Genomic DNA, 24,550 nt, shown 5'->3' on the forward strand with positions numbered 1-24,550 from the left:
ACTGCACGACATCAGACCGAAGCCGACATCCGACTGGAGCTATCTTGCAATGACCACGATCCAGACATCGATGCCGGGGGCAGGGAAAGTGATCCCCAGATCCTCGGCCTGGGACCGACTACGGATCAACCGCAACTGGCTCGCCATGTGGTTCATGTTGCCGGCAGCGGCGTTCCTGATTCTGTTTCTAGCTTACCCGCTGTTCCTCGGCGTCTGGATGAGCTTCACCGATGACCGCATCGGCCGCGGCGGCGTGTTCGTCGGGCTTGAGAATTACGAGTGGCTGAAGGACGACAGCATCTTCTGGCTCTCGGTGTTTAATACGCTGCTCTATACGATCGTCGCCTCGGCCATCAAATTCGCTGTCGGCCTCTATCTGGCGCTGCTGCTCAACCGCCACATGCCGTTCAAGGCGCTTATCCGCGCGGCGGTGCTGATCCCGTTCATCGTGCCGACGGTGCTTTCAGCCATCGCCTTCTGGTGGATCTACGACTCGCAGTTTTCGATCATCTCGTGGTCGCTGATCAAAATGGGCCTGATCGACCACAACATCAATTTCTTGGGCGACAGCAACTGGGCACGAGGGAGCGTGATCTTCGCCAATATCTGGCGCGGTGTGCCGTTCGTCGCGATTACGTTGCTGGCGGGCCTGCAGACCGTGTCGCCGTCGCTCTATGAAGCGGCGACGCTGGACGGCGCCACGTCGTGGCAGCGCTTCCGCTTCATCACCTATCCGCTGCTGACGCCGATCATCGCCGTGGTCATGACCTTCTCGGTGCTGTTTACGTTTACCGACTTCCAGCTGATCTGGGCGCTGACGCGCGGCGGTCCGGTGAATGCAACGCATCTGATGGCGACGCTGAGCTATCAGCGCGGCATTCTTTCGGGCCGGCTCGGCGAGGGCGCAGCTATCGCCACCGCCATGATCCCGTTCCTCCTGGCAGCCATCGCCATTTCCTGGTTCGGCATGCAACGCCGCAAGTGGCAGCAAGGCACTGACAATGACTGATCACGCCGTCGATCACCGCACAGCCGTAGCGCCGACCGTCGAGAAAGACGATCACAGCGAGGGCATGGCCTATCTGGAGTCGCTTCCGAGGCGCATCGTCACGCTCTACATCCCGCTGTTCATCATCGTGGTGATCCTGCTGTTCCCGTTCTACTGGATGGCGCTGACCTCGATCAAACCCGACGAGCAATTGATCGACATGGAGCGGTTCAATCCGTTCTGGGTGATCAAGCCGACCTTCAAGCACATTCAAAAGCTGCTGTTCGAAACCAACTATCCGCAGTGGCTCTGGAACACGATGTATGTCGCGGCGGCGGCGACGTTCCTGTCGATCGTCGCTAGTGTTCTCGCGGCCTATGCGATCGTGCGGCTGCGCTTCCGCGGCGCGCAGACGGTCGGCGCGCTGATCTTCATGGCCTATCTCGTGCCACCGTCGATCCTGTTCATTCCGCTGGCGACCGTCATCCAGGCCTATGGCCTGTTCGACTCGCCGATCTCACTGATCCTGGTCTATCCGACGCTGCTGATCCCGTTCTCGACCTGGCTGCTGATGGGGTATTTCAAGACCATCCCGTTCGAGCTCGAAGAGTGCGCCCTGATCGACGGCGCCTCGCGCTGGCAGATCCTGGTCAAGATCATCATCCCGCTGGCGGTGCCCGGCCTGATCTCGGCCTTCATCTTCTCGTTCACTTTGTGCTGGAACGAGTTCATCTATGCGCTGACCTTCCTGCAATCGACCCAGAACAAGACTGTGCCGGTCGCCATCGTCAACGAATTCGTTGACGGCGACATCTATAAATGGGGCTCGCTGATGGCCGGCGCGCTGGTCGGATCATTGCCGCTGGTGATCCTGTATGCGTTCTTCGTTGAGCACTACGTATCGGCGATGACGGGCGCGGTGAAGGAGTAGGCTGTCGTCCCCGCGAAGGCGGGGACCCATAGCCTCAGTCTTCTCAGCTTAGGCTGGGGAGGAGAGGCCTTCATTCCCGCCGTTAGCTTCTGTGGTTATGGGTCCCCGCCTTCGCGGGGACGACGACTGAGAGGCCGTCGGTAGATCAGAACACAATCAAGAAAAGGAAACCTCCCTTGCACATCCTCATCCTCGGCGCCGCCGGCATGGTTGGCCGCAAGCTCACAGAGAAACTGGTTCGCGACGGCCGTCTCGGCAATCGCGACATCACCCGCATGACCCTGCAGGATGTGGTGGCGCCGGCGAAGCCAGCGGGCGCGTCGATCCCGATCGAACTGGTGACGTCGGACTTCGCCGATCCAAAGACGGCTGCGCCGCTGGTCGCCCACAAACCGGAGGTGATCTTTCACCTCGCCGCCATCGTGTCGGGGGAGGCGGAGGCCGATTTCGACAAGGGCTATCGCATCAATCTCGACGGCACCCGCTATCTGATCGACGCTATCCGCGCCATCGGCGGCGGTTACAAGCCGCGGCTGGTCTTCACCTCGTCCATTGCGGTGTTCGGTGCGCCGTTTCCCGACAAGATTGGCGACGAGTTCATCCACACGCCGCTGACCTCCTATGGCACCCAGAAGTCGATCTGCGAAATGCTGATCGCCGACTATACCCGAAAGGGCTTCCTGGACGGCATCGGCATCCGCCTGCCGACCATCTGCGTCCGTCCGGGCGCACCGAACAAGGCCGCCTCCGGCTTCTTCTCCAACATCATCCGCGAGCCGCTGGCCGGCAAGGAAGCCATCCTGCCGGTGTCCGAGGACGTCCGCCACTGGCACGCGTCGCCGCGCTCTGCCGTGGGCTTCCTAGTTCACGCCGGCACGATGGATCTTCAGGCCATGGGCCCGCGGCGTAATCTCAGCATGCCCGGCATGTCGGTGACCGTCGGCGAGCAGATTGCCGCACTGGATCGCGTCGCCGGCAAGAACGTCGTCGCCCGCATCAAGCGTGAGACTGATCCGGTCATCACTGGTATCGTGTCTGGCTGGCCGCGCGATTTCGACACCGCGCGCGCGCTGAAGCTCGGCTTCACTACGGCCGAGAAAACCTTCGACGACATCATCCGCATCCATATCGAGGATGAACTCGGCGGCAAGTTCTTCGATTGAAGTCTTGAATGCTCTCCCGCCTCGCGACGCTTGGCTTCGACGGGCGGGGAGCGCTCGCCACGCGCGCCAAGCCCGCTGCGAAGCCCACCGTTCCGCCCGCTGGAACGGGATAGCCCTCATGCTCACAAAGCAGTGCACGCGGGCTGATTTTCCTGTAAGCGCTCGCCTCACACGTTCACCGTGGCCGACGCGACGAACAATATAGCAGGAGGAATGCATGCCGGCTCTGCCGCTTTCGGGCATCAAGGTTATCGACATGACGCGGGTGCTTGCCGGCCCGATCGCCGGTCAGATGCTCGGCGATTTCGGCGCTGAGGTCATCAAGATCGAACGCCCTGGAACCGGCGACGATTCCCGCGCGTTCGGCCCTCCTTATCTGAACGACCCGGACGGTGGCAGGCACGACAATTCGTTCTATCTCTGCGCCAATCGGAACAAGAAGTCGGTCACGGTCAATGTGGCCAAGCCTGAAGGCCAGGAGATCATTCGCGAACTCGTCAAGACGGCCGACGTGTTGTTGGAAAACTACAAAGTAGGCGACCTTAAGCGGTATGGCCTCGACTACGACGCGATCAAGGCCATCAACCCGCGCATCATCTACTGCTCCGTGACGGGCTTCGGACAAACAGGTCCCTATGCCACGCGTGCCGGCTACGATGCGATCCTGCAGGCGATGGGCGGTCTCATGAGCGTCACCGGCCATCTCGACGGCGAGCCTGGCGAAGGCCCCATGAAGGTCGGTCCCTCGATCGTGGACTATATGACCGGCCTGAACGCCTCCATCGGCGTGATGTCGGCGCTCTATCACCGCGACGCTGGCGGTGGCGAGGGACAGCATGTCGATGCTTGTCTCTTCGATACGGTGATCGCCTCTTTGTCGCATTGGCTCCAACCCTATCTCATGAGTGGTAAGGTCCCGCCGCGCCGCGGCACCTGGGGCAATGGCGGGATGCCTGCCGGCGTCTTCCGTTGCACCGACGGCGAGGTGATGATCGTCAATGGCAATGACGGCCAGTTTCAGCGGACCTGCGAAGTGCTCGGAGAGCCTGACCTGGCCAAGGATCCACGCTTCCTGAAGAACAACGATCGCGTCCAGCACGGCAAGGAGATCATGGCCATCTTTGCCGGTCTCTTCCTGAAGCAGCCCGTTGCCCACTGGCTCGAACGCCTGGAGGCCGTCGGTGTACCATCCGGCCCGATCAACGATTTCGATCAGGTTTTTGCGGACCCTCATGTCCAATCCCGCGGCATGCGTGTGCACACGGAGCATCCTTTCGAGCCGGCGCTTTCGCTTGTGCGAAATCCGCTGATGTTCTCGGGTACGCCGGTCACCGAATATCGCGCGCCGCCGCTTCTCGGCTCGAATACGGACGAAATCCTGGCTACCATCGGTTACGACAGCGAACGGATCGGCGCGCTCAGGAAAAAGGGCATCGTCTAGATCGGTCAGAGGATACGATGCGGATCGCCAGCATCGGCGAATGCATGATCGAGCTGCGTCAGATGCCGGATGGGCACCTGACGCGGTCGTTCGGCGGCGACACGCTCAACACCGCCGTCTATCTGGCGCGGCTTGGTGCCAGCGTCGATTATGTGACGGCGCTCGGCGACGATCCGCTCAGCGACGAGATGATCGCCGGCTGGCAGGATGAGGGCATCGGCACTGAGCGGGTGCTGCGCCTCAAGGGCAAGCTACCCGGCCTCTATATGATCGAGACCAATGAGGCGGGCGAGCGCCGCTTCTATCACTGGCGCGATGCGTCAGCTGTCCGCAGCCTGCTAAGTCTGCCCGAGACCGACGCGCTGCTGGCGTCGCTCGCGGACTATGATCTGATCTATCTGTCCGCCATCACGCTGTCGCTGTTCGACATGGCTGGCCGCGGCCGCCTGATTGCGGCGCTCCAGCGTGCGCGCGCTGCAGGCGTCCGTGTCGCCTTCGATACCAATTTCCGCGCCCGCGGCTGGCCCGATCTCGATCAGGCGCGCGCTGCGTTTCAGGGGGCTTTTGCAGTCTCCGATATCGTGCTGGCGTCGGTCGAGGACCTGCTGCCGCTCTATCCTGGCGAGGCTGAGGAGAAGCTGCTGTCGCGCGTTGAAGCAGATGAAGTCGTGCTCAAGCTCGATTCGCCCGCGAGCATCATACGGCATAACGGCCAGTCGCGGCGTATCGAGGCCGAGCCGGTTAGTGGTGCGGTGATCGATACCACTGCCGCCGGCGACAGTTTTGCCGCTGCCTATCTGCACGCACGTCTGAGCGGTACTCAGCCCGTCGCCGCCGCTAAGGCTGGTCACTATCTTGCCGGCACGGTCGTCTGCCATCCCGGCGCGATCATCCCGCGCGAGGCGATGCCCGATATGATCGCGTTCGACACCCCCTCATGAGAGGACCATCCGCATGAACAAGCCTCTCGATGCCGGTCAGCGTCAGGATCATCTGCGAAAGCTGCTCAAGGCAGCATTCGTCGTTCCCGTGCTGACCATCGAGCGCGTCGCGGACGCGATACCGCTTGCGCGTGCGTTAGTCGCAGGCGGTATCCGCACGCTGGAGATCACCTTGCGCACCGAGGCCGCAGTGGAGGCGGCGAAGGCCGTCATTGCCGAGGTGTCGGAGGCCATTGTTGGCATCGGCACGGTGCTGACGCCGGCGGATTTCCAGAAGGCCTATGCCATCGGGGCACGCTTCACGGTCAGTCCCGGCGCGACGCGCGAATTGCTGGACATCGCAGCGTCCAGCGATCTGCCGTTCCTGCCGGGCGTCGCCACGGCCTCGGAACTGATGCAGGCGCGCGAGCGCGGTTTTGATGTGCTGAAGTTCTTCCCCGCGGAACAGGCCGGTGGAATCGCGATGCTGCGCGCCTGGGCGGGACCGTTTCCGGATGTCAGGTTTTGCCCCACGGGCGGAATCGGCGAGGCCAATGCGGCGAGCTGGCTCGACGAGCCGATGGTTCTGGCGGTCGGCGGGTCCTGGATCTGCCCGTCGTCGATGGTACGTTCCGGCGATTGGGCAGGCATAACCGCCATGTGCGCGCGGACCATGAAAACCCTGCAAGCGCCATGAAGCCGGGCTATAACGGGCTCAATATTTGAAATCGATCAGGGAGACGACCATGACTGCCAGCATCGTTGGTTGGGCGCATATGCCGTTCGGAAAATTCGACGCCGAGACTGTCGAGAGCATGGTGGTCCGCGTTGCGACCGAAGCCATGGCCGATGCCGGCATCTCCGCATCTGACGTCGATGAAATCGTGCTCGGCCATTTCAACGCCGGCTTCTCGCCGCAGGATTTTACGGCATCATTGGTGCTGCAGGCCGATCCGGCGCTGCGCTTCAAGCCCGCCACGCGCGTCGAGAATGCCTGCGCCACCGGCTCCGCCGCCGTGCATCAGGGCATCAAGTCGATCGCCGCCGGCGCTGCCAAGATCGTCCTCGTGGTCGGTGTCGAACAGATGACCCGCACGCCGGGTCCCGAGATCGGCAAGAACCTGCTCCGAGCGTCCTATCTGCCGGAAGACGGCGAGACGCCTGCGGGCTTCGCCGGCGTGTTCGGCGGCATCGCACAAAAATACTTCCAGAAATATGGCGACCAGTCAGATGCGCTGGCGATGATCGCCGCCAAGAACCACGCCAACGGCGTCCACAATCCCTATGCGCAGATGCGCAAGGATGTCGGCTTCGAATTCTGCCGCTCCGAAAGCGACAAGAACCCGTTCGTCGCCGGTCCCTTGAAGCGCACCGACTGCTCGCTGGTGTCCGACGGCGCCGCGGCATTGGTGCTGACGGATTCCGAGACCGCCAAGACCATGGGCAAGGCGGTCAACATCAAGGCCACCGGCCATGCGCAGGATTTCCTGCCGATGTCGAAGCGCGACATCCTTCAATTCGAGGGCTGCACCGTGGCGTGGCAGAAGGCGTTGAAATCTGCCGGCGTCGAGATCGGCGATCTCTCTTTCGTCGAAACCCATGACTGCTTCACCGTCGCCGAACTGATCGAATATGAAGCGATGGGCCTGACGCCGCGCGGGCAGGGTGCGCGCGCCATCAAGGAAGGCTGGACCCAGAAGGATGGCAAGCTGCCGGTCAATCCGTCCGGTGGTCTCAAGGCCAAGGGCCATCCGATCGGCGCCACCGGTGTGTCGATGCATGTGCTGAGCGCGATGCAATTGCTGGGGCAGGCGCCCGAGGGCATGCAGATCAAAAATGCAAAACTCGCCGGCATCTTCAATATGGGCGGCGCCGCAGTGGCGAACTACGTCTCCATCCTCGAGCCGGCGAAGTAACGCGCGGGCGACGTCATGAATGTCGCACAATGGCTGGCATCGTCGGCGCGTCTGCATCCGCAGGCGCCGGCGCTGCTGACCGGCACCACCGTTCAGGCTGACTACGCCACCTTCGCGCGCCGCACCGCCGCCATCGGTGCCGGCCTTGTGCGTGATTACGGCATTCAGCCTGGCGACCGCGTCGCACTGTTTGCATCAAACTGCACCGAATATCTCGAATGCATGTATGCGGTGTGGTGGATCGGCGCCGTCGTGATCCCCATTAATGCCAAGCTGCATGGCCGCGAGGCCGCATGGATCTGCGACAATGCCTGTGCGAGGCTGGCCTTTGTCGACGACGACAGCCGTGCTGCGCTTGTTCAGGTCGAGGAAGACCTGCCGACCGGCATGCAGATGCTGTCGATCGACAGCGAGACCTATCGCGAATTGCAGCATGGCGAGCCGGTCGGGATAGTGCCGCTGTCCCGCGAAGACAACAATCTCGCCTGGCTGTTCTACACCTCCGGCACCACGGGGCGGCCGAAGGGCGTGATGCTCAGCCATGGCAATCTGGTGGCCATGTCCATGTGCTATCTCGCCGATGTCGATCAGGTGCACCAGACGGACGCGATCCTCTACGCCGCGCCGATCTCGCACGGTGCCGGCCTCTATAATTTGATCCATGTCCGCATGGCTGCGCGGCACGTCGTGCCGGAGAGCCAGGGTTTCGAGCCTGAAGAAGTGCTCGATCTCGGCAAGCAACTCGGCGATGTCGCGATGTTTGCGGCGCCGACCATGGTGCGGCGCCTGGTCGATGCGGCGAAGAAGCGCGGCGAGAGCGGCGAGGGCATCCGCACCATCGTCTATGGCGGCGGGCCGATGTATCTGGCCGACATCCGCGACGCCATCAGCACCATGGGGCAGCGCTTCGTGCAGATTTACGGCCAGGGTGAATCGCCGATGACGATCACCTCGCTGCCGCGTGCGTTCCATGCGGATACCGAGCACCCGCGTTATCTCGAACGCCTCGCTTCGGTCGGCCCGGCGCAGAGCGTGATGTCGGTGCGGATCACCGATGCCGATGGCAAGCCTTTGCCAGTTGGCGAAACCGGCGAGGTCGAGGCCAAGGGGCCGGCGGTGATGCTCGGCTACTGGAACAATGATAAGGCCAATGCCGAGACATTGAAGGACGGCTGGCTGCGCACCGGCGATGTCGGCCGGCTCGACGAGGACGGCTTCCTCACGCTGTCTGACCGTTCCAAGGATGTCATCATCTCCGGCGGTACCAATATCTACCCGCGCGAAGTCGAGGAGGCGCTGCTGACACATCCCGCCGTGCGGGAAGTCTCGGCCATCGGCGTGCCCGAGCCTGACTGGGGCGAGATCGTAGTGGCCTGTGTGGTGCTGGAGCCCGGCGCATCAGCCGACGATGCTGCGCTCGACGCGCATTGTCTCGCCAATATCGCCCGTTTCAAGCGCCCCAAGCGCTACGTCTATCTGGATGCGCTGCCGAAGAACAATTACGGCAAGGTGCTCAAGACCGAGCTGCGGGAGATGATGCGCGCTTCGGCGTCGGCGGGGGCCGGCTAGTCGTTACCACTTTGACGCGTACCGGCATCCCACGCATACGGCTCCGCGTCTGGCGCCCTTGCGTCCGCCGAACGCCTGCCGCTAAGACGAAGGCAATAGCGGCGCAGATCAGCGCCTGATCACGTTTTTCGGGAGCAAACGACTTTGACGGGACCACTTCACGGGATCAGGATCATCGATATGACTTCGGTGATGATGGGGCCTTACTGCACCCAGACGCTGGGTGACTACGGCGCCGATGTGATCAAGGTGGAGTCTCCCGATGGCGATGTGGTCCGCGCAATCGGGCCGATGCGCAATCCCGGCATGGGGCCGATCTTCCTCAACACCAACCGCAACAAGCGCTGCGTCTGCATCGACCTCAAGAAGGAAGAGGGCCGCGAGGCGCTGCTGAAGCTGGTCGCGACGGCCGATGTGCTGGTCTACAATGTCCGCCCGGCGGCGATGGTGCGGCTCAATCTCGGCTATGACGCGGTGTCGAAGATCAATCCGCGCCTGATCTATGCCGGCGTGTTCGGCTTCAGCCAGGCCGGCCCCTATGCCGCCAAGCCCGCTTATGACGACCTGATCCAGGGCGCCACCGCGCTCGCGGCCCTGAATGCGCGGATCAGTCCCGACGGTGTGCCGCGCTATGTGCCGAATGCGCTGGTCGATCGTATTGTCGGCCTCAATGCGCTCGGCGCCATCCTCGCCAGCGTGGTGCATCGCGACCGCACCGGCGAGGGCCAGCGCGTCGATATTCCGATGTTCGAGACCATGGCGGGCTTCATGATGGGCGACCACATGGGCGGTCTCACCTTCGATCCGCCGCTCGACAGAGGCGGCTATGGTCGCCACCTGTCGCCGGACCGGCGGCCGTATCAGACCTCGGACGGCTATATCTGCGCCATGGTTTATAACGACAAGCAGTGGAAGAGCTTCCTCAGGCATGTCGGCCGCGAGGAACTGTTCGACGATCCGCGCTTTGCGACCTTCCCGCAGCGCATCCAGCATATCGACACGGTGAACGCTGAACTGTCGCGCATCTTCAAGACTAGGACGACGGCGGAGTGGGCGAAGCTGCTCGACGAGGCCGACGTGCCGTCGACGCCAATGCATACGCTCGAAAGCATGATGCAGGATCCGCATATGCTGGCGACCGACTTCTTCCAGCAGGTCGAGCATCCGACCGAAGGCGCGGTGCGCAACATGAAGGTCGCCGCCACCTGGTCGAAGACGCCGGTCGATCTGTCGCGTCTTGCCTCGCATCTCGGCGAGCAGAATGCCGAGGTGCTGGCCGAGGTTGGCTATACGCCCGATCAGATCGAGAAAATGCACAAGGACGGCGTGCTCAAACAGGCCGCCATCCCGGATACGTCGGAGCTATAACGCATGGACTTCGCCCTCGACGCCAACCAGGAATCCATCCGCGACGCTATCGAGAAGATTTGCGCGCGCTTCGACGATGCCTATTGGCTCAAGAAGGACAAGGAGGGCGGTTTCCCCATCGACTTCCACAAGGCGATGGCCGATGCCGGCTGGCTCGGCATCTGTATTCCCGAGGAATATGGCGGCTCGGGCTTGGGGATCACCGAGGCGGCGATCATGATGCGGGCGATTTCCGAATCCGGCGCGGGCATGTCGGGTGCGTCAGCCGTGCATATGAATGTGTTCGGCCTCAACCCCGTCGTGGTGTTCGGCACGCCCGAACAGTGTGCGCGCATGCTGCCGCCGATCGTGGACGGCACCGAGAAATCCTGCTTCGCGGTGACCGAGCCGAACACGGGCCTCAACACCACACAGCTCAAGACTCGCGCCGTGCGCAAGGGCGATCGCTACATCGTCAATGGTCAGAAAGTCTGGATCTCCACCGCGCAGGTCGCCGAAAAAATCCTGTTGCTGGCGCGCACCACGCCGCTGGAAGACGTCAAGAGCCCGACGCATGGGCTTAGCCTGTTCTACACGGATCTCGATCGGTCCAAGATCGCCGTGCACGAGATCGAGAAGCTCGGCCGCAAGGCCGTCGACTCCAATGAGCTGTTCATTGCCGATTTCGAGATTCCGCTGGAGGATCGCATCGGCGAGGAGGGCCACGGCTTCGAATATATCCTGCACGGCATGAACCCCGAGCGCATCCTGATCGCCGCGGAAGCCGTCGGTCTCGGCAAGGCTGCACTGAGGAAGGCGGCTGACTATGCCAAGGTGCGCAACGTGTTCAACCGTCCGATCGGCCAGAACCAGGCGATCCAGCATCCCCTGGCGAAGAACTGGATGGAGCTCGAGGCTGCCTGGCTGATGGTGCTGTCGGCCGGCTGGCAATATGATCAGGGACTGCCCTGTGGTCCTGCGGCGAATTCGGCAAAGTATCTCGCAGGCGAAGCCGGCTATCATGCCTGCGAGCAGGCGGTGATGACCCATGGCGGGTTTGGCTATGCCAAGGAATATCATGTGGAGCGATACCTCAGGGAGTCATTGATCCCGCGCATCGCCCCGATCAGCCGCGAACTGATCCTAAGCTTCATCGCCGAGAAGGCGCTCGGTTTGCCGAAGTCGTATTGATGCGTGATCGCGCCAACACACTCAGCATGTCGTCCCCGCGAAGGCGGGGACCCATAACCTCCGAGTTTGTAGTGAGGCGCTGTGGTTACGGCCGCGTTCTAACTTCGCTTCCCGAGGCTATGGGTCCCCGCCTCCGCGGGGACGACAATCGAGTTTGGAGCGACGCATGAGCTACATCACCGGCGTCGGTCTTCTCCCTTACGGCAAGCACGAGGGCTCATCGACCATCGACCTGATGAGCCGCGCCGCCGAGTTGGCGCTCGCTGATGCCGGCCTCAAGCGTGGCGACATCGACGGCTTCCTGTGCGGCTATTCCACCACCATGCCGCACATCATGCTGGCCACCGTGTTCGCCGAGCATTTCGGCATCACGCCGTCTTACGCCCATGCCATCCAGGTTGGCGGCGCCACCGGCATGGCGATGGCGATGCTGGCGCATCAGCTGGTCGAGGGCGGCGTCGCCAGACATGTCCTCGTCGTCGGTGGCGAGAACCGGCTCACTGGCCAGAGCCGCGACGCCTCGATCCAGGCGCTCGCACAGGTGGGGCACCCCATCTACGAAGTGCCGCTTGGCCCGACGATCCCGGCCTATTACGGTCTCGTTGCTAACCGCTACATGCATGAATATGGCGTGACGCAGGAAGACCTCGCCGAGTTCGCCGTGCTGATGCGCCAGCACGCGATGACCCATCCCGGTGCCCAATTCCACGACCCGATCACCGTCGCTGACGTGATGGCCTCGAAGACCATCGCGACACCGCTGAAGCTGCTCGACTGCTGCCCGGTGTCCGACGGCGGGGCGGCCTTCGTCGTCAGCTATGAGCCGACGAGCCCGACGAAAATCCGCGTGCGCGGCGCCGCACAGGCGCATACCCATCAGCACATCACCGCGGCACCGGCGTTGTCCGAACTCGGCGCCGAGATCGCCGTTGCTCGTGCGAAGAAGGCGACGGGTATGGAGATCTCCGACGTCCGCTACGCCGCGGTCTATGACAGCTTCACCATCACGCTGGCGATGTTGCTGGAAGACCTCGGTCTTGCCGGCCGCGGCGAGGCGGCGGCACGGGTACGCGCCGGTCATTTCAGTCAGCATGGCGCGATGCCGCTCAACACCCATGGCGGTCTTCTCAGCTACGGTCATTGCGGCGTCGGTGGTGCCATGGCGCATCTGGTCGAGACACATCTGCAGATGACGGGCCGGGCAGGCAATCGCCAGGTCAAGGATGCGTCCGTCGCGCTGCTGCATGGCGACGGGGGCGTGCTGTCGTCCCATGTCAGTATGTTCCTGGAGCGCGTGTCATGAGCGAGCTCAAGCCTGCCGCCGACTGGACCACCGGGACTGAAGCTATCGGCTATCAGTCCTGCCGCGCCTGCAAATCGATCCAGTATTTCCGTCGCAGTTTTTGCGCGGCCTGCGGGTCGCCCGATCTGGACGACAAGCAAGCGAGCGGCGAGGGCACCGTCTATGCGACATCGCTCGTACTGCGCGCCGGAACGCCGGAAGCGCGCGAGCACGTGCCCTACAATATTTTGCTTATCGACACCGCCGAAGGCTTTCGCATGATGGCCCACGGTGCTAACGATCTCGTCATCGGCGACAAGGTAAAAGCCGGCTATCGGCGATTCACCGGCCGCCTCGTACCGTTCTTCGAAAGGACTTCGACAGAGCGTGGTGTTCAAGGGGGAGTGACCCAAAACGCCGTGCCGTAGGATGGGTTGAGCGTCTTCGCGAAACCCATCCTACGGCCTAGGCGCTTGTAGCCTAGAACGTCACCACGCCGCGGATCGACTCCCCTGATTTCATCAGATCAAACCCCTTGTTGATGTCGCTCAGCGGCATCACGTGGGTGATCATCGGGTCGATCTGGATCTTGCCCTGCATGTACCAGTCGACGATCTTCGGCACATCGGTGCGGCCGCGGGCGCCGCCGAATGCCGAGCCGCGCCAGACGCGGCCGGTCACGAGCTGGAACGGACGCGTCGAAATCTCCGCGCCGGCAGGCGCCACGCCGATGACGATGGATTCGCCCCAGCCACGGTGGCAGGCTTCCAGCGCCTGACGCATCACCGTGACGTTGCCGGTGCAGTCGAAGGTGTAGTCGGCGCCGCCGATCTGGTCTGCACCGCGTTTGGTCATGTCGATGAGATGCGGGACCAGATCCTTGCCGAGCTCCTTCGGATTGACGAAGTGCGTCATGCCGAAGCGTTCGCCCCAGGCCTTGCGGTCATTGTTGATGTCGACGCCGATGATCATGTCGGCGCCGGCAAGGCGCAGGCCCTGCAGCACGTTGAGGCCGATGCCGCCGAGCCCGAACACGATGGCCTTGGCGCCTTGCTCGACCTTGGCGGTGTTGAACACCGCACCGATGCCGGTGGTGACGCCGCAGCCGATATAGCAGACCTTGTCGAATGGCGCGTCCTCGCGGATTTTCGCCACCGCGATCTCCGGCAGCACCGTGTAATTGGCGAAGGTCGAGGTCCCCATATAGTGGTGAACAGGCTTGCCCTCGAGCGAGAAGCGCGAGGTGCCGTCGGGCATCAAGCCCTGTCCCTGCGTCGCGCGAATGGACGTGCAGAGATTGGTCTTGCGCGACAGGCATGACGGGCACTGGCGGCATTCCGGCGTGTAGAGCGGGATGACATGGTCACCCTTCTTCACGGAGGTGACGCCGCGGCCGACATCGACGACGACGCCGGCGCCTTCATGGCCGAGGATCGCCGGAAACAGACCTTCGGGATCGGCGCCGGACAGCGTGAACTCGTCGGTGTGGCAGATGCCGGTGGCCTTGATCTCGATCAGCACTTCGCCGTCGCGTGGGCCTTCGAGCTGAACGGTGGTGATCTCCAGCGGCTTGCCGGCACTGACGGCAACGGCGGCGCGAACGTCCATGGCAAATTCCTTCGATAATGGTCTCGGTGTCGTGATGTCAGGCGGCAGGTCCGCGCAAACAGCCATTGCCGCTTAGCACATGATGGGGCAGTGAGCAGCCCATGAAACAGGTTCAGAAAAGCGATCTTGAAATCCTGATCGGACGCGCCGCACCCATCGTCTTCGTGCTGCTGTGGAGCACCGGTTTCATCGGCACCAAATATGTGCTGAACGGCGCTGAACCTCTGACCTATCTGACCGTGCGCATGATGCTGGTGATCGCGATCATGGCGGTGATCGTCGCATGGGTGCGACCGGCGTGGCCGGATCGCGCGGGCATCGGCCACAGCATCGTCGCCGGGCTGCTGGTGCAGGGGCTTTATCTCGCCGGTACCGTGTTTGCGGTCGCGCACGAGGTCCCGGTCGGTCTGTCGGCACTGATCCCGGGTCTGCAGCCGATCCTCACCTCGATCCTCGCCAGTCGGTTTCTCGGCGAGCGCGTCACGCCGCTGCAATGGGGCGGGGTGGCGCTCGGCCTCGCCGGCGTGTTGCTGATCCTGCATGGTCGGCCGATGGCGGGCGAGGCGGGCTGGGGATGGTTTGCGTCCGGCGTTTCGCTGATCACGATCACCGTCGGCACGCTCTATCAGAAGCGCTATTGCGGCGGCATCGACTGGCGCACCGGCAGCTTCATCCAGCAACTCGCAGCTTTGGTGTTGTTCGGTATCGGCGCGTGGGCCCTTGAGACCAATGTGATCCACTGGTCGGCGGAGTTCGTGCTGTCGGTGGTGTGGCTCGCGGTGGTGCTGTCGATCGGTACCGTCGGGCTGCTCTACTGGCTGCTGCGCCGCCAGGCCTCGAGCCAGGTGGCAAGCCTGTTCTATCTGGTGCCGGCCGTGACGGCGCTGATGGCGTTCGTTCTGTTCGGCGAAAAGCTCGATGCCGTCGCCATCATCGGCATGATTGCCTGCGGCGCTGCGGTATTGCTGGTCAACCGCGCCAGGGCCTGACGCCATCCTGCGTCAATCCAGACCCCGGACATGAAAAAGCCTCCGGGCTTGGACCCGGAGGCTTTCACATCTGCGAAGAAGCTTACTTCTTCTTGGCAGCCTTCTTGGCCTTCTTGGCCTTCTTCGGAGCGGCCTTCTTGGCGGCCTTCTTCACGGTCTTCTTGGCAGCCTTCTTCACGGTCTTCTTGGCGGCCTTCTTGACGGTCTTCTTCACTGCTTTCTTAGCCATTGGTCTCGCTTTCTGGGTTTTCTTCTTTGAAGATTTCTTCGCAGAAGTTTTCTTGGTGGACTTCTTCGTCTTCTTAGCCGGGGTCACTTTCTTTGCGACTTTCTTTGCGGCCTTCTTGACCTTCTTCGCCACCGTGGTGGCGACTTCCTTAGTCGCTTCGGCTGCGCTGCTAAGCGCGTCCGTCACTTGCTCCAGGACAGGAGTGTCGTCGTTCATAGTATCCCCCAACATTGTCGACTTTTTCACGTTAGTCCGATTCGGGCGCGTGTTGAAGGGTGTGTGATCGACAGTCAACTATTTCGTATCGTTGTGTACGCCTTTAATGCGCGCTCGCGACCGACTTTGTGATCGACGATCGGCGACGGATAGTCTTTGCCTAAAGTGATTCCCGCGTTTTTGAGTTCGAGCGGTGAAGCCGTCCAAGGCTGATGAATCTGTTTTGTGGATAGTTCTGTCAGTTCGGGTATCCAGCGCCTGACATAGACACCACCGGGATCGAACTTCTCACCCTGCAGGATCGGATTGAAGACGCGGAAGTAGGGTGCTGCATCCGCGCCGGAGCCTGCGACCCACTGCCAGTTGGCGGGATTGCTGCCCGCATCGGCGTCGACAAGCGTATCCCAGAACCACTTCTCGCCCTCGCGCCAGTCGATGAGCAGATGTTTGACGAGGAAGGATGCGACCACCATGCGTACGCGATTGTGCATCACACCGGTGTGCCAGAGCTCGCGCATGCCCGCATCGACGATCGGATAGCCGGTCAGACCGCGTTGCCACGCGCGGAGCGCCTTGCGATCGGTCTTCCATGGGAACTCATCGAAGGATGATTGCAGATTGCGCGTGGCCAAATCGGGAACATCGAACAGCAGATGGCGACAGAACTCGCGCCAGCCGACTTCGCTCATGAACTTTGCGATGTCGCTACTGTGCTTCGGAGTTTCTGCAGCTGCGAAATGCGCAGCAGTCCAGATCTGACGCGGACTGATCTCGCCGAAGCGAAGATGCGGCGAGAGGCGGGATGTGATCTCGCGGTCGGGCCGATCGCGATCGCTGCTATAGCCCGCGATCTCCTTGAGGAAACGCTTCAAGTGCTTCTGCGCGGTGGCTTCGCCTGGCGTCCACATCTCGCGCAGACCGCCGGCCCAGTCGGGCTTCGATGGCTCTAGCGCCCAGTCGGCGAGCTTATCGCTCTTCACTTTCGGTGCGGGTATGAGTTTCTTCGGCGCCGGAAGCGGCTTCGCCGGTTCGCCCATCGCCTGAACGCGCCGCCAGAACGGTGTGAACACGCGCAGGCCGCGGCTCTCCTTCGTGCCGGTCTCCTTGGCGCGGATGGTCGCAGGATGTGCCAGGAGGTCACCCGGAAAGCTCTGCGTGCCGACATCGAGATCGGCGAGCGCTTCGGTGACGCCATTGGCGACCGCGAGATGTGGCGCTTGCGCGATCTCGTTCCAGAAGACGTGGCTGGCATCGACTGCGCGCGCCACGTCGACGATGACATCGGCCGCAGCGCCCTTGCGCAGCACCAGCGTGCCGCCGATGGCGTCGAGGCTTGCGCTGAGTGCGCGCAGCGACTGCGCCAGCCACCACCTCGTCGCGCCGCCCATCGGCCGCGCTTGCGGTGGTTTCAATGCCTTGCTCTGTTCATCGAGGATGTAGAGACAGATCACCGGCACGTTGCGGCTGGCTGCGGCATGAAGGGCAGGGTGATCAGATAGCCTGAGGTCGTCGCGAAACCAGACGACGATAGGTGCCTGCGCCGGTGTTGAGGTCGAAGATTGATCGGTCATCACTCATCCAACGCGGATGTCGGGTGATTGATCCGGCCGCGAATACCGCGAGAGGCTTTGCAACCCTGCGCTCATGGGCGCCTAGTATCAGGATATTTATTACCGAATTGGTACTGGAAGCGGTTGGAAGCGACACGCGATCCGGTACGCGACGACGTTCGCCGCCATGCTGCCGCTGGATCTGCTCTTCCTCGGCTTCGTCGCGAGAGCTCCTCGCAATGACGTGGAGAAGGCGGCCCCATGACGACGGAGAGTGCCTGCAGCATCGATTGGACGAGTCAAAGAAAAGAGGCGCCGCGATGTCGCGGCGCCTCTCTCGTTCTTGCAAATCAGTCGCAGCGTTACTTCGGCTGCGGCACGATGCGGATATAGGGCTTCGGTTCTTTCCAGCCATTCGGATAGATCGTCTTGGCTTCGTCGTTGGTGACGGAGCCTGCGATGATGACGTCCTCGCCATGCTTCCAGTCGGCGGGGGTGGCGACGCGATGCTTGGCGGTCATCTGCAGTGAATCGATCACGCGCAGGATTTCCTGGAAGTTGCGGCCGGTGGTCATCGGATAGACCAGCACCAGTTTGATCTTCTTGTCCGGCCCGATGATGAAGACGTTGCGCACGGTGGCATTGTCGGCCGCGGTGCGGCTGTCGGCATCGCCCGCCACGTCGGCCGGAAGCATGTTGTAGAGCTTCGAGACCTTGAGATCGGTGTCGCCGATCATCGGGAAGGTCGGGCGGGCGCCCTGGGTTTCGTTAATGTCGTCGACCCACAGCGCGTGCTTGTGCACGGGGTCGACGCTAAGGCCGATCAGCTTGACGCCGCGCTTGTCGAATTCCGGCTGCAGCTTGGCGAGCGCGCCGAGCTCGGTGGTGCAGACCGGGGTGAAGTCCTTCGGATGCGAGAACAATAGAGCCCAGCTATCGCCGATCCAGTCGTGGAACTTGATGCGGCCAGCCGTGGTTTCGGCCTCGAAATCGGGGGCGACGGCGTTGATCTGGAGCGTCATGATGGACCTCATGTCATTCTGATTACAGATGAATTTCGTGGGCCATTATAAAGGCGCACGCTGGTAAATGGAACTGTCCGGCAAAAAGGACAAGAACTTTCTTCAAATTCGGCGCGCACTGGCATTCAGTTTCACGCAAGGCGGCTGCGGCAAAATACCCACGCAACATGATGTTATCGGATGCCGTGATGTTGCCTCCCGTCCGGCGCAATCCCGCCTGACCGCATCGCCACATCTGATCGAACCCAGCAGCGTCTCGGCGCGACTGAACTGCAACGGTTAGGGATAAGAAGAACTCCTGTCGATCTCTTAACCGAGCGTTAAGTCGCCCATGGAATTGCTGGGCTATGTTGAGAAATATGCTGCAAACAGAAGAGCTTGAAATGTCATCCGCTGCCGCTGCCGACGTACTCGGCGCCATCGAAACCTCCACCATCGACAACCATCGCGCCGCGGCGCAGGCCCTCGCCATCGTGCGCGACGGCGTCATCACCGGCGAAGGCCCGACCACCCGTGGCCGTATCCATTTCTCCCGTGCACTCGATGCCGATGACGCCGCCTGGTGTGAGCGCATCCTGGGTGCGTCGGCGCTGGCCAGCCAGCCGGTCAGCCGCGACGAGGCCGAGGCACTGTTTGCGATCAACGAAGCTGCAGCCGAGCGCAGCGATGACGGACGTTTCGACGACCTGTTCGCCAAGGCTGTCGTGCATCACGCCGCCTCCGCGTCTGGACTGCCGGTGCCATCGCGTACCATTGCACTGTCGCCCGATGTGGCCATCGAGACCTGGGCGCCGACCAAGGCCGTCGGTGTGAATATCGAAGTGCTCGAATGGATCGCGTCGCAGATGCGCGCCAAGCGCGTCAGCAATGCTGCCGTCATGACGCTGGTCACGACCGTGGTCGGCGCCGCGACGCTGCAACTGCCGAACGTGTTCGACATCGGCATGTAAGCCGGTCGCAGATCTTCAGAATTGGAAAACGGCGGAGCATGGCTCCGCCGTTTTTTGTTTGGGCTGTCACTTACTTCGCGTCGAGTCCGACAGTCCGGCCCGGGAAACCGGCGACATCGAAATATTTGTGCTCGCCGACCTTCTGCAGTTGCAGCACCGTGATCAGACCCTGATCGTCGGGCGTTGAACGCATCACGTCGGTCGTTGCCGTCGGCGTCTCGCCCGTCACCGTCGCTTCACTCATCACGCGGCCGATCAGGCTGCCTTTGGCGTCGCGTTTCAGGCCGAGCAGGTGCGCGGCGGTCATGCCGGTATCGGCATTGCTGACCGGCAGGGGATCGACGAAGCCGGCTTTGAAGTCCGGTCCGATCGCCGCCATGAAGTTGTGGGTATCGCCGCGCCCGAACGAGCCATGCATGCCCTGGCCCTGACGCAGCACAGTGTCGGCGACCTCGACCTGGCATGCCGCCGGTTCTTCGCAGCCCTCCGAATAGGAGCGGAATGAGACGACGATCGCGGGATGCGGCGTGACCGCCTTGCCCGACAGGTTGATCGACGACAGCGGCAGCGCGCCCGGGAAGGAGCCGAGCGTATCGTCGACGAAGATGCCGCTGATGTAATCCTGCTTCAGCAGTGCCTTCACCGTGCGGCCGGCGAGGTCCTTGTCCTCGGTCGGCAGATAGATCAGGTCGGAGCCGCCATTGGTGGCGATGATCAGCTCGGGCTTGTCTTTGTCCTTGCCGATATAGGCATTGCCGGCCTTCGGATACGCATTGTCGGCGACGGTTTTGAACCCGTCGTTGGGATCGAACAGCGGCAGGTCGAGCGACTTGGCGAGATCGATGGCCAGGAAGCCCAGCGGCAGGAAGCCTTCCGGCGTATCCGCATAGGTGCCCTTGATGGTCGCCGAGGTCTTGCTCTCCTTGGAGATCGTCGAGAAGCCGTGATCCGCCGAGATCATGATGTTGGTATTGGCGGCGAGGCCGAGATCGTCCAGCGTCTTGCGGAGTTGCGCGAGATTGTTGTCGGCGTTCTTGATCGAGGCCAGCGACGAGGGGCCATTGATACCGGGCACCACCTTGTTGAGGCTGTCGCCCTGATTGTGCTGGGTGCCATCGGGATCGCGCGACCAGAAGATGAGAACGAACGGCTTGTTGCGTGCCTTGAACATCGGCAGCACGACTTTGCTCGCGACATCGGCCATGTAGGCCTGCTGCTTGATATTCGCCTCGACCGTGCCCGGCGTCTTGGCATCGCCAGCCTTGCCATTGTCGCCGCGTCCAGGTGTTTCCACCGCGAGGCCAGCCTTCGCCAGGGCGTCCTTCATCTCGTCAGATAGGGGAATGCCGAGCAGCTTGCCCGCTTTGTCGACGCCGCCGGTCTGGTCGTCGATGGTGATCGTCTCCTTGCCGGTGCGTTCGGTGTGATCGAACATCAGGGTCGGGCCGACCTTGCCGATCGCGGCGGTGGAATAGCCGGCCTTGCGCGCGGCCTTCAGCAGCGTTTCCTCATTGAGGTAGTCGCCATTGAACTGCTCGTCGAGATCGCCCAGCACCTGGTCGTGTTCGATGAAAGGGATCGGGCTGTTGTTCTGCACCGGGGTGGGGTGGCCGGTATAGATCGAGTTCGAGAACACGCCGGTATCGCCGAGGTAATGGCCCGAGGCCATGCCCGACGCGTTGGCCATGGTGAAGGTCGGAAACAGCGAATGCGAGTTCTGGAAATTGACGCCTTTATCCCGCACTGCGGACATCGCAGGTGCCGTTTCCGGCGTCACTTTCAGCGCCCGAAGCCCATCAGGTACGAACAAAATGAGGTTGCGGGGAGGGCTGTTTTGGGCGAAAGCCGTTGTTGCGGATATAAGGGTAAGACTGAGGGAGAGGATGGTGGCGCAGCGCATGAGAAACCTCGCTTCGAAAGAACTCGGCCGATCCGGTCCAGACGTCTTCTCTAGTTTTTGTCCGCGACAGAATTGTTACGACTGCGGCGCCATGCCACATTGTACCGTCGACCCCATCTTTCCGATCCCGCCTCAAGGTTGCAAGTAAGACAGCTCATGTTCAAAAAAATTCTGATCGCCAATCGCGGCGAGATCGCCTGCCGGGTCATCAAGTCCGCCCGCAAGATGGGTATCAAGACCGTCGCCGTCTATTCCGAAGCCGATCGCGATGCGCTGCATGTCGAGATGGCCGACGAGGCCGTGTTCATCGGACCTCCGGCCGCGGCCGAGAGCTATCTCCTGATCGAGAAAATCGTCGAGGCCTGCAAGAAGACCGGCGCTGAGGCGGTGCATCCCGGCTATGGCTTCCTGTCCGAGCGCGAGGCCTTCCCGCGCGCGCTGGAGGCCGCCGGCATCGTCTTCATCGGCCCCAATCCCGGCGCCATCGCCGCCATGGGCGACAAGATCGAGATCCAAGAAGGCCGCCGCGAAGGCCAATGTCTCCACGGTGCCGGGTTTCCTCGGTGTCATCACGGACGACAAACACGCCGTGAAGATCGCCGACGAGATCGGCTATCCCGTGATGATCAAGGCGTCCGCCGGCGGCGGCGGCAAGGGCATGCGCATCGCGCATTCGACTTCGGAAGTGGTCGAGGGTTTCAACCTCGCGAAGGCCGAGGCGAAGTCGTCGTTCGGCGACGACCGTGTCTTCATCGAGAAGTTCATCGTCGATCCCCGCCACATCGAAATCCAGGTGCTCGGCGACAAGCACGGCAACGTGATCTATCTCGGCGAGCGCGAATGCTCGATTCAGCGCCGCAACCAGAAGGTCATCGAGGAGGCGCCGTCGCCGCTGCTCGACGAGACCACCCGCCGCAAGATGGGCGAGCAGGCCGTGGCGCTGGCCAAGGCTGTGAACTACGACTCCGCCGGCACCGTCGAATTCGTCGCCGGCCAGGACAAGAGCTTCTACTTCCTCGAAATGAACACCCGTCTGCAGGTCGAACATCCGGTCACCGAACTGGTCACCGGCGTCGACCTCGTCGAGCAGATGATCCGCGTCGCCGCTGGCGAGAAGTTGCAGCTTGCGCAGAAGGACGTCACGCTGACCGGCTGGGCTGTGGAATCCCGCGTCTATGCGGAGGATCCGTTTCGCAACTTCCTGCCGTCGATCGGCCGCCTCGTAAAGTATCGTCCGCCGGCCGAGAGCAAGTCCGACAACATCACCGTGCGCAACGACACCGGCGTGCAGGAGGGCGGCGAGATCTCGATCTATTACGATCCGATGATCGCCAAGCTTGTCACCCACGCCCCGTCGCGCGCCGCCGCCATCGAGGCGCAGTCTCATGCGCTCGACGCCTTCTATATCGACGGTATCAGACACAACATTCCGTTCCTGTCGGCGCTGATGAGCCATCCGCGCTGGCGCGAGGGCAATCTCTCCACCGGCTTCATCGCCGAGGAATTCCCGAAGGGCTTCGCCGCCAGGGCGCCGGAGGGTGAAGTCGCCCGCCGTATCGCTGCGGTGGCCGCTGCCGTCGACTCCATCTACGGCGAGCGCAAGCGGCAGATTTCCGGCCAGATGATCGGCCGTCCGGTGCTGCGCGCCGGCCGCCGCGCCGTGTGGCTGGAGCGTGAGGAGATCGCGCTCGATGTTGCGCGCGACGGCGATGTCGTCACCGTGGCCTTCGTCGGCGCCGACGGCAAGACCGGTACGCCGCACAAGCTGTCGTCGCCCTGGAAGCCCGGTGTGCCGGTCTGGGAAGGCACCATTGACGGACACAACGTGGCCATGCAGGTGCGCCCGATGGCGTCCGGTATCCGCATCGCGCATCAGGGCTACGAGGTCGCGGTCAATGTCTTCACCGAGGCCGAGGCGGCTGCTGCGCGCCTGATGCCGGTTGGCGTCAAGGCCGATACCGGCAAGAAGCTGCTGTGCCCGATGCCGGGTTTGGTTGTGTCGATTGCTGTGACCGAAGGTCAGGACATCAAAGCCGGCGAAACCCTCGCGGTGGTGGAGGCGATGAAGATGCAGAACGTGCTGCGCGCCGAACGTGACGGCACCGTCAAGAAAATCCATGCCGCTGCCGGCGCAACGCTGGCGGTGGATGCACTCATTCTTGAATTCGCGTGACCACGTTCCGGCAACGCCGTTACGGCCTCCGGGCAATCCTGTCCGGCGATCGTTGCATGCGTCCGGGATCGGTCTATGACGCGATCTCGGTGCGCATTGCGGAAGACCTCGGCTTCGAGGTCGGCATGTTCGGCGGCTCCGCGGCGTCGCTTGCCATTCTCGGCGATCCCGACATCGCGCTAATCACGCTCTCCGAACTCACCGAGCAGATGCGGCGCATGTCACGCGCCGGATCGCTGCCGGTGCTGGTCGATGCCGATCACGGCTATGGCAATGCGCTCAATGTCCGCCGCACGGTGGAGGAGCTGGAAGCCGCCGGCGCCGCCGGCCTGACCATCGAGGACACGCTGCTGCCCGCCGCCTTTGGCGAAGCCAAGGCGCAGCTGATCTCTCCGGAAGAGGGGCTCGGCAAGGTCAAGGCTGCACTGAATGCGCGACAGGATCCGGCGCTCGTAATTGTGGGGCGTACTGGTGCTGCATCGATCACCTCCGTGGATGACGCGATTGCGCGTGCCAAATCCTATGAAGCCGCCGGCGTCGACGCGCTGATGTTCACCGGCCTCAAGAGCCGCGCCGAGCTGCAGGCGGCAGCTGCTGCGACGACGCTGCCGATCGTGCTCGGCAACCCCACCGATGACATGGATTGGGATTTCCTCAGCGCCCAGCGCGTGCGCATCGCCATTCAGGGCCATGCGCCGATCTCCGCGGCGACCGCCGCCGTTCATGCGACTCTTAAGGCGGTACGCGAAGGTGCGGGGCCGAAGGAGCTGAAGAATCTTGCCTCAAGCGAGTTGATGGAAAGCGTCACCCGCGGTGCCGTCGTGAAACAGCGCGGCATCGATTTCCTGGGACTCAAGAAATAGATGAGCGACGTGATCCGTCACGTGATGATCCTCGGCCGCGTGCAGGGCGTTGGCTATCGCTACTGGACCGGCCAACAAGCCTCGTTGCTCGGCCTCGAAGGCTGGGTGCGCAACCGCCGCGATGGCAGCGTCGAGGCTGTGTTTGCGGGGCCGGCCGACATTGTCACTGACATGATCGAGGCGTGTCGTCGTGGTCCGACGGCCGCGCGTGTCGATAGCGTCGTGACGAGCGATGCCACGCCAGACATGCTTGCCCTGCGCGTCAACGGCGAGGTTTTTTCGCAATTGCCGACGCTGTAATT

At 62.5% G+C, this 24,550-nt stretch carries 22 protein-coding genes and 1 pseudogene; 18 read left to right on the top strand and 5 right to left on the bottom strand.

Annotated features, from left to right (window positions below; translation table 11 throughout):
• Positions 1 to 49 precede the first annotated feature (49 nt).
• The 12 genes from RSO67_RS29165 to RSO67_RS29220 all read left to right on the top strand — a co-directional run bounded on the left by RSO67_RS29165 (position 50) and on the right by RSO67_RS29220 (position 13,176).
• The gene (locus tag RSO67_RS29165; RefSeq protein WP_315841700.1) at positions 50 to 1,009 is read left to right on the top strand and encodes a sugar ABC transporter permease; all 960 of its coding nucleotides are present in this window, start codon (positions 50 to 52) and stop codon (positions 1,007 to 1,009) included.
• Positions 1,002 to 1,919, top strand: coding sequence for a carbohydrate ABC transporter permease (locus RSO67_RS29170; protein ID WP_315841701.1), 918 nt, complete (start codon positions 1,002 to 1,004; stop codon positions 1,917 to 1,919). The genes RSO67_RS29165 and RSO67_RS29170 overlap by 8 nt, the downstream gene beginning before the upstream one ends.
• Before the next feature lie 176 nt (positions 1,920 to 2,095).
• Positions 2,096 to 3,082: a D-erythronate dehydrogenase gene (gene denD, locus RSO67_RS29175; RefSeq protein WP_315841702.1), complete on the top strand. Its 987-nt coding sequence runs from the start codon at positions 2,096 to 2,098 to the stop codon at positions 3,080 to 3,082.
• A 217-nt stretch (positions 3,083 to 3,299) separates the two neighbouring features.
• Complete coding sequence (locus RSO67_RS29180) at positions 3,300 to 4,523, top strand: CaiB/BaiF CoA-transferase family protein (RefSeq protein WP_315841703.1); 1,224 nt, start codon at positions 3,300 to 3,302, stop codon at positions 4,521 to 4,523.
• A 17-nt stretch (positions 4,524 to 4,540) separates the two neighbouring features.
• The gene (locus tag RSO67_RS29185; RefSeq protein WP_315841704.1) at positions 4,541 to 5,464 is read left to right on the top strand and encodes a sugar kinase; all 924 of its coding nucleotides are present in this window, start codon (positions 4,541 to 4,543) and stop codon (positions 5,462 to 5,464) included.
• A 13-nt stretch (positions 5,465 to 5,477) separates the two neighbouring features.
• Positions 5,478 to 6,140, top strand: a complete 663-nt coding sequence (eda, locus tag RSO67_RS29190; RefSeq protein ID WP_315841705.1) for a bifunctional 4-hydroxy-2-oxoglutarate aldolase/2-dehydro-3-deoxy-phosphogluconate aldolase — start codon at positions 5,478 to 5,480, stop codon at positions 6,138 to 6,140.
• A 49-nt stretch (positions 6,141 to 6,189) separates the two neighbouring features.
• Positions 6,190 to 7,359: an acetyl-CoA acetyltransferase gene (locus RSO67_RS29195; RefSeq protein ID WP_315841706.1), complete on the top strand. Its 1,170-nt coding sequence runs from the start codon at positions 6,190 to 6,192 to the stop codon at positions 7,357 to 7,359.
• Between the two features lie 15 nt (positions 7,360 to 7,374).
• Entirely contained in the window at positions 7,375 to 8,928 is a 1,554-nt protein-coding gene (locus tag RSO67_RS29200) for a class I adenylate-forming enzyme family protein (protein WP_315841707.1), read from the top strand.
• Positions 8,929 to 9,108: 180 nt separating this feature from the next.
• Positions 9,109 to 10,296, top strand: a complete 1,188-nt coding sequence (locus tag RSO67_RS29205) for a CoA transferase (RefSeq protein ID WP_315841708.1) — start codon at positions 9,109 to 9,111, stop codon at positions 10,294 to 10,296.
• Between the two features lie 3 nt (positions 10,297 to 10,299).
• Entirely contained in the window at positions 10,300 to 11,466 is a 1,167-nt protein-coding gene (locus tag RSO67_RS29210; protein ID WP_120291106.1) for an acyl-CoA dehydrogenase family protein, read from the top strand.
• 166 nt (positions 11,467 to 11,632) lie between these two features.
• Positions 11,633 to 12,769: a thiolase family protein gene (locus RSO67_RS29215; protein WP_315841709.1), complete on the top strand. Its 1,137-nt coding sequence runs from the start codon at positions 11,633 to 11,635 to the stop codon at positions 12,767 to 12,769.
• A complete protein-coding gene (locus RSO67_RS29220) occupies positions 12,766 to 13,176 on the top strand; it encodes a Zn-ribbon domain-containing OB-fold protein (protein WP_315841710.1) in 411 nt (136 codons plus the stop codon). The genes RSO67_RS29215 and RSO67_RS29220 overlap by 4 nt, the downstream gene beginning before the upstream one ends.
• Positions 13,177 to 13,228: 52 nt before the next feature.
• On the opposite strand, the gene RSO67_RS29225 is transcribed toward RSO67_RS29220, so the two are convergent.
• The gene (locus RSO67_RS29225) at positions 13,229 to 14,356 is read right to left on the bottom strand and encodes an S-(hydroxymethyl)glutathione dehydrogenase/class III alcohol dehydrogenase (RefSeq protein ID WP_315841711.1); all 1,128 of its coding nucleotides are present in this window, start codon (positions 14,354 to 14,356) and stop codon (positions 13,229 to 13,231) included.
• Between the two features lie 101 nt (positions 14,357 to 14,457).
• Here RSO67_RS29225 and RSO67_RS29230 point away from each other — a divergent pair, with 101 nt between their 5' ends.
• The gene (locus tag RSO67_RS29230) at positions 14,458 to 15,345 is read left to right on the top strand and encodes a DMT family transporter (protein WP_315841712.1); all 888 of its coding nucleotides are present in this window, start codon (positions 14,458 to 14,460) and stop codon (positions 15,343 to 15,345) included.
• Between the two features lie 82 nt (positions 15,346 to 15,427).
• Here RSO67_RS29230 and RSO67_RS29235 read toward each other — a convergent pair whose 3' ends face one another.
• The 3 genes from RSO67_RS29235 to RSO67_RS29245 all read right to left on the bottom strand — a co-directional run bounded on the left by RSO67_RS29235 (position 15,428) and on the right by RSO67_RS29245 (position 18,362).
• Positions 15,428 to 15,790, bottom strand: coding sequence for a hypothetical protein (locus RSO67_RS29235; protein ID WP_315841713.1), 363 nt, complete (start codon positions 15,788 to 15,790; stop codon positions 15,428 to 15,430).
• 74 nt (positions 15,791 to 15,864) lie between these two features.
• On the bottom strand, positions 15,865 to 17,361 hold the full coding sequence (locus RSO67_RS29240; RefSeq protein ID WP_315841714.1) for a deoxyribodipyrimidine photo-lyase: 1,497 nt from the start codon (positions 17,359 to 17,361) through the stop codon (positions 15,865 to 15,867).
• A 341-nt stretch (positions 17,362 to 17,702) separates the two neighbouring features.
• Positions 17,703 to 18,362, bottom strand: coding sequence for a peroxiredoxin (locus RSO67_RS29245; protein ID WP_089267220.1), 660 nt, complete (start codon positions 18,360 to 18,362; stop codon positions 17,703 to 17,705).
• Between the two features lie 67 nt (positions 18,363 to 18,429).
• Between RSO67_RS29245 and RSO67_RS29250 the strand changes: the two genes are divergently transcribed.
• Together RSO67_RS29250 and RSO67_RS29255 are read left to right on the top strand one after the other, a co-directional pair.
• Positions 18,430 to 18,645 carry a hypothetical protein gene (locus RSO67_RS29250; protein ID WP_315841715.1) on the top strand — a complete coding sequence of 72 codons (216 nt, stop codon included), beginning with the start codon at positions 18,430 to 18,432 and terminating at the stop codon, positions 18,643 to 18,645.
• Between the two features lie 100 nt (positions 18,646 to 18,745).
• Complete coding sequence (locus tag RSO67_RS29255) at positions 18,746 to 19,312, top strand: hypothetical protein (RefSeq protein ID WP_315841716.1); 567 nt, start codon at positions 18,746 to 18,748, stop codon at positions 19,310 to 19,312.
• A 70-nt stretch (positions 19,313 to 19,382) separates the two neighbouring features.
• On the opposite strand, the gene RSO67_RS29260 is transcribed toward RSO67_RS29255, so the two are convergent.
• Complete coding sequence (locus tag RSO67_RS29260) at positions 19,383 to 21,212, bottom strand: alkaline phosphatase family protein (RefSeq protein ID WP_315841717.1); 1,830 nt, start codon at positions 21,210 to 21,212, stop codon at positions 19,383 to 19,385.
• 156 nt (positions 21,213 to 21,368) lie between these two features.
• On the opposite strand from RSO67_RS29260, the pseudogene RSO67_RS29265 reads away from it, so the two are divergent.
• From RSO67_RS29265 to RSO67_RS29275, 3 genes and pseudogenes are all read left to right on the top strand, one after another.
• Positions 21,369 to 23,385, top strand: a pseudogene (locus tag RSO67_RS29265) (acetyl-CoA carboxylase biotin carboxylase subunit).
• Between the two features lie 56 nt (positions 23,386 to 23,441).
• Positions 23,442 to 24,248: an isocitrate lyase/PEP mutase family protein gene (locus RSO67_RS29270; RefSeq protein WP_315841718.1), complete on the top strand. Its 807-nt coding sequence runs from the start codon at positions 23,442 to 23,444 to the stop codon at positions 24,246 to 24,248.
• Positions 24,249 to 24,548, top strand: coding sequence for an acylphosphatase (locus RSO67_RS29275; protein ID WP_315841719.1), 300 nt, complete (start codon positions 24,249 to 24,251; stop codon positions 24,546 to 24,548). It abuts the gene before it with no gap.
• The last annotated feature ends 2 nt before the right edge of the window (positions 24,549 to 24,550 follow it).

Origin of the sequence: Tardiphaga sp. 709, from assembly GCF_032401055.1 — a bacterium.
In the GTDB taxonomy this organism is placed as follows: Bacteria; Pseudomonadota; Alphaproteobacteria; order Rhizobiales; family Xanthobacteraceae; genus Tardiphaga.

Coding starts and splice junctions, on each gene's coding strand:
- RSO67_RS29165 (WP_315841700.1), top strand. CDS start 50: ATGACCACGATCCAGACATCGATGCCGGGGGCAGGGAAAGTGATCCCC.
- RSO67_RS29170 (WP_315841701.1), top strand. CDS start 1,002: ATGACTGATCACGCCGTCGATCACCGCACAGCCGTAGCGCCGACCGTC.
- RSO67_RS29180 (WP_315841703.1), top strand. CDS start 3,300: ATGCCGGCTCTGCCGCTTTCGGGCATCAAGGTTATCGACATGACGCGG.
- RSO67_RS29185 (WP_315841704.1), top strand. CDS start 4,541: ATGCGGATCGCCAGCATCGGCGAATGCATGATCGAGCTGCGTCAGATG.
- eda (WP_315841705.1), top strand. CDS start 5,478: ATGAACAAGCCTCTCGATGCCGGTCAGCGTCAGGATCATCTGCGAAAG.
- RSO67_RS29195 (WP_315841706.1), top strand. CDS start 6,190: ATGACTGCCAGCATCGTTGGTTGGGCGCATATGCCGTTCGGAAAATTC.
- RSO67_RS29200 (WP_315841707.1), top strand. CDS start 7,375: ATGAATGTCGCACAATGGCTGGCATCGTCGGCGCGTCTGCATCCGCAG.
- RSO67_RS29205 (WP_315841708.1), top strand. CDS start 9,109: ATGACTTCGGTGATGATGGGGCCTTACTGCACCCAGACGCTGGGTGAC.
- RSO67_RS29210 (WP_120291106.1), top strand. CDS start 10,300: ATGGACTTCGCCCTCGACGCCAACCAGGAATCCATCCGCGACGCTATC.
- RSO67_RS29215 (WP_315841709.1), top strand. CDS start 11,633: ATGAGCTACATCACCGGCGTCGGTCTTCTCCCTTACGGCAAGCACGAG.
- RSO67_RS29220 (WP_315841710.1), top strand. CDS start 12,766: ATGAGCGAGCTCAAGCCTGCCGCCGACTGGACCACCGGGACTGAAGCT.
- RSO67_RS29225 (WP_315841711.1), bottom strand. CDS start 14,356: ATGGACGTTCGCGCCGCCGTTGCCGTCAGTGCCGGCAAGCCGCTGGAG.
- RSO67_RS29230 (WP_315841712.1), top strand. CDS start 14,458: ATGAAACAGGTTCAGAAAAGCGATCTTGAAATCCTGATCGGACGCGCC.
- RSO67_RS29235 (WP_315841713.1), bottom strand. CDS start 15,790: ATGAACGACGACACTCCTGTCCTGGAGCAAGTGACGGACGCGCTTAGC.
- RSO67_RS29240 (WP_315841714.1), bottom strand. CDS start 17,361: ATGACCGATCAATCTTCGACCTCAACACCGGCGCAGGCACCTATCGTC.
- RSO67_RS29245 (WP_089267220.1), bottom strand. CDS start 18,362: ATGACGCTCCAGATCAACGCCGTCGCCCCCGATTTCGAGGCCGAAACC.
- RSO67_RS29250 (WP_315841715.1), top strand. CDS start 18,430: ATGGAACTGTCCGGCAAAAAGGACAAGAACTTTCTTCAAATTCGGCGC.
- RSO67_RS29255 (WP_315841716.1), top strand. CDS start 18,746: ATGTCATCCGCTGCCGCTGCCGACGTACTCGGCGCCATCGAAACCTCC.
- RSO67_RS29260 (WP_315841717.1), bottom strand. CDS start 21,212: ATGCGCTGCGCCACCATCCTCTCCCTCAGTCTTACCCTTATATCCGCA.
- RSO67_RS29270 (WP_315841718.1), top strand. CDS start 23,442: ATGCGTCCGGGATCGGTCTATGACGCGATCTCGGTGCGCATTGCGGAA.
- RSO67_RS29275 (WP_315841719.1), top strand. CDS start 24,249: ATGAGCGACGTGATCCGTCACGTGATGATCCTCGGCCGCGTGCAGGGC.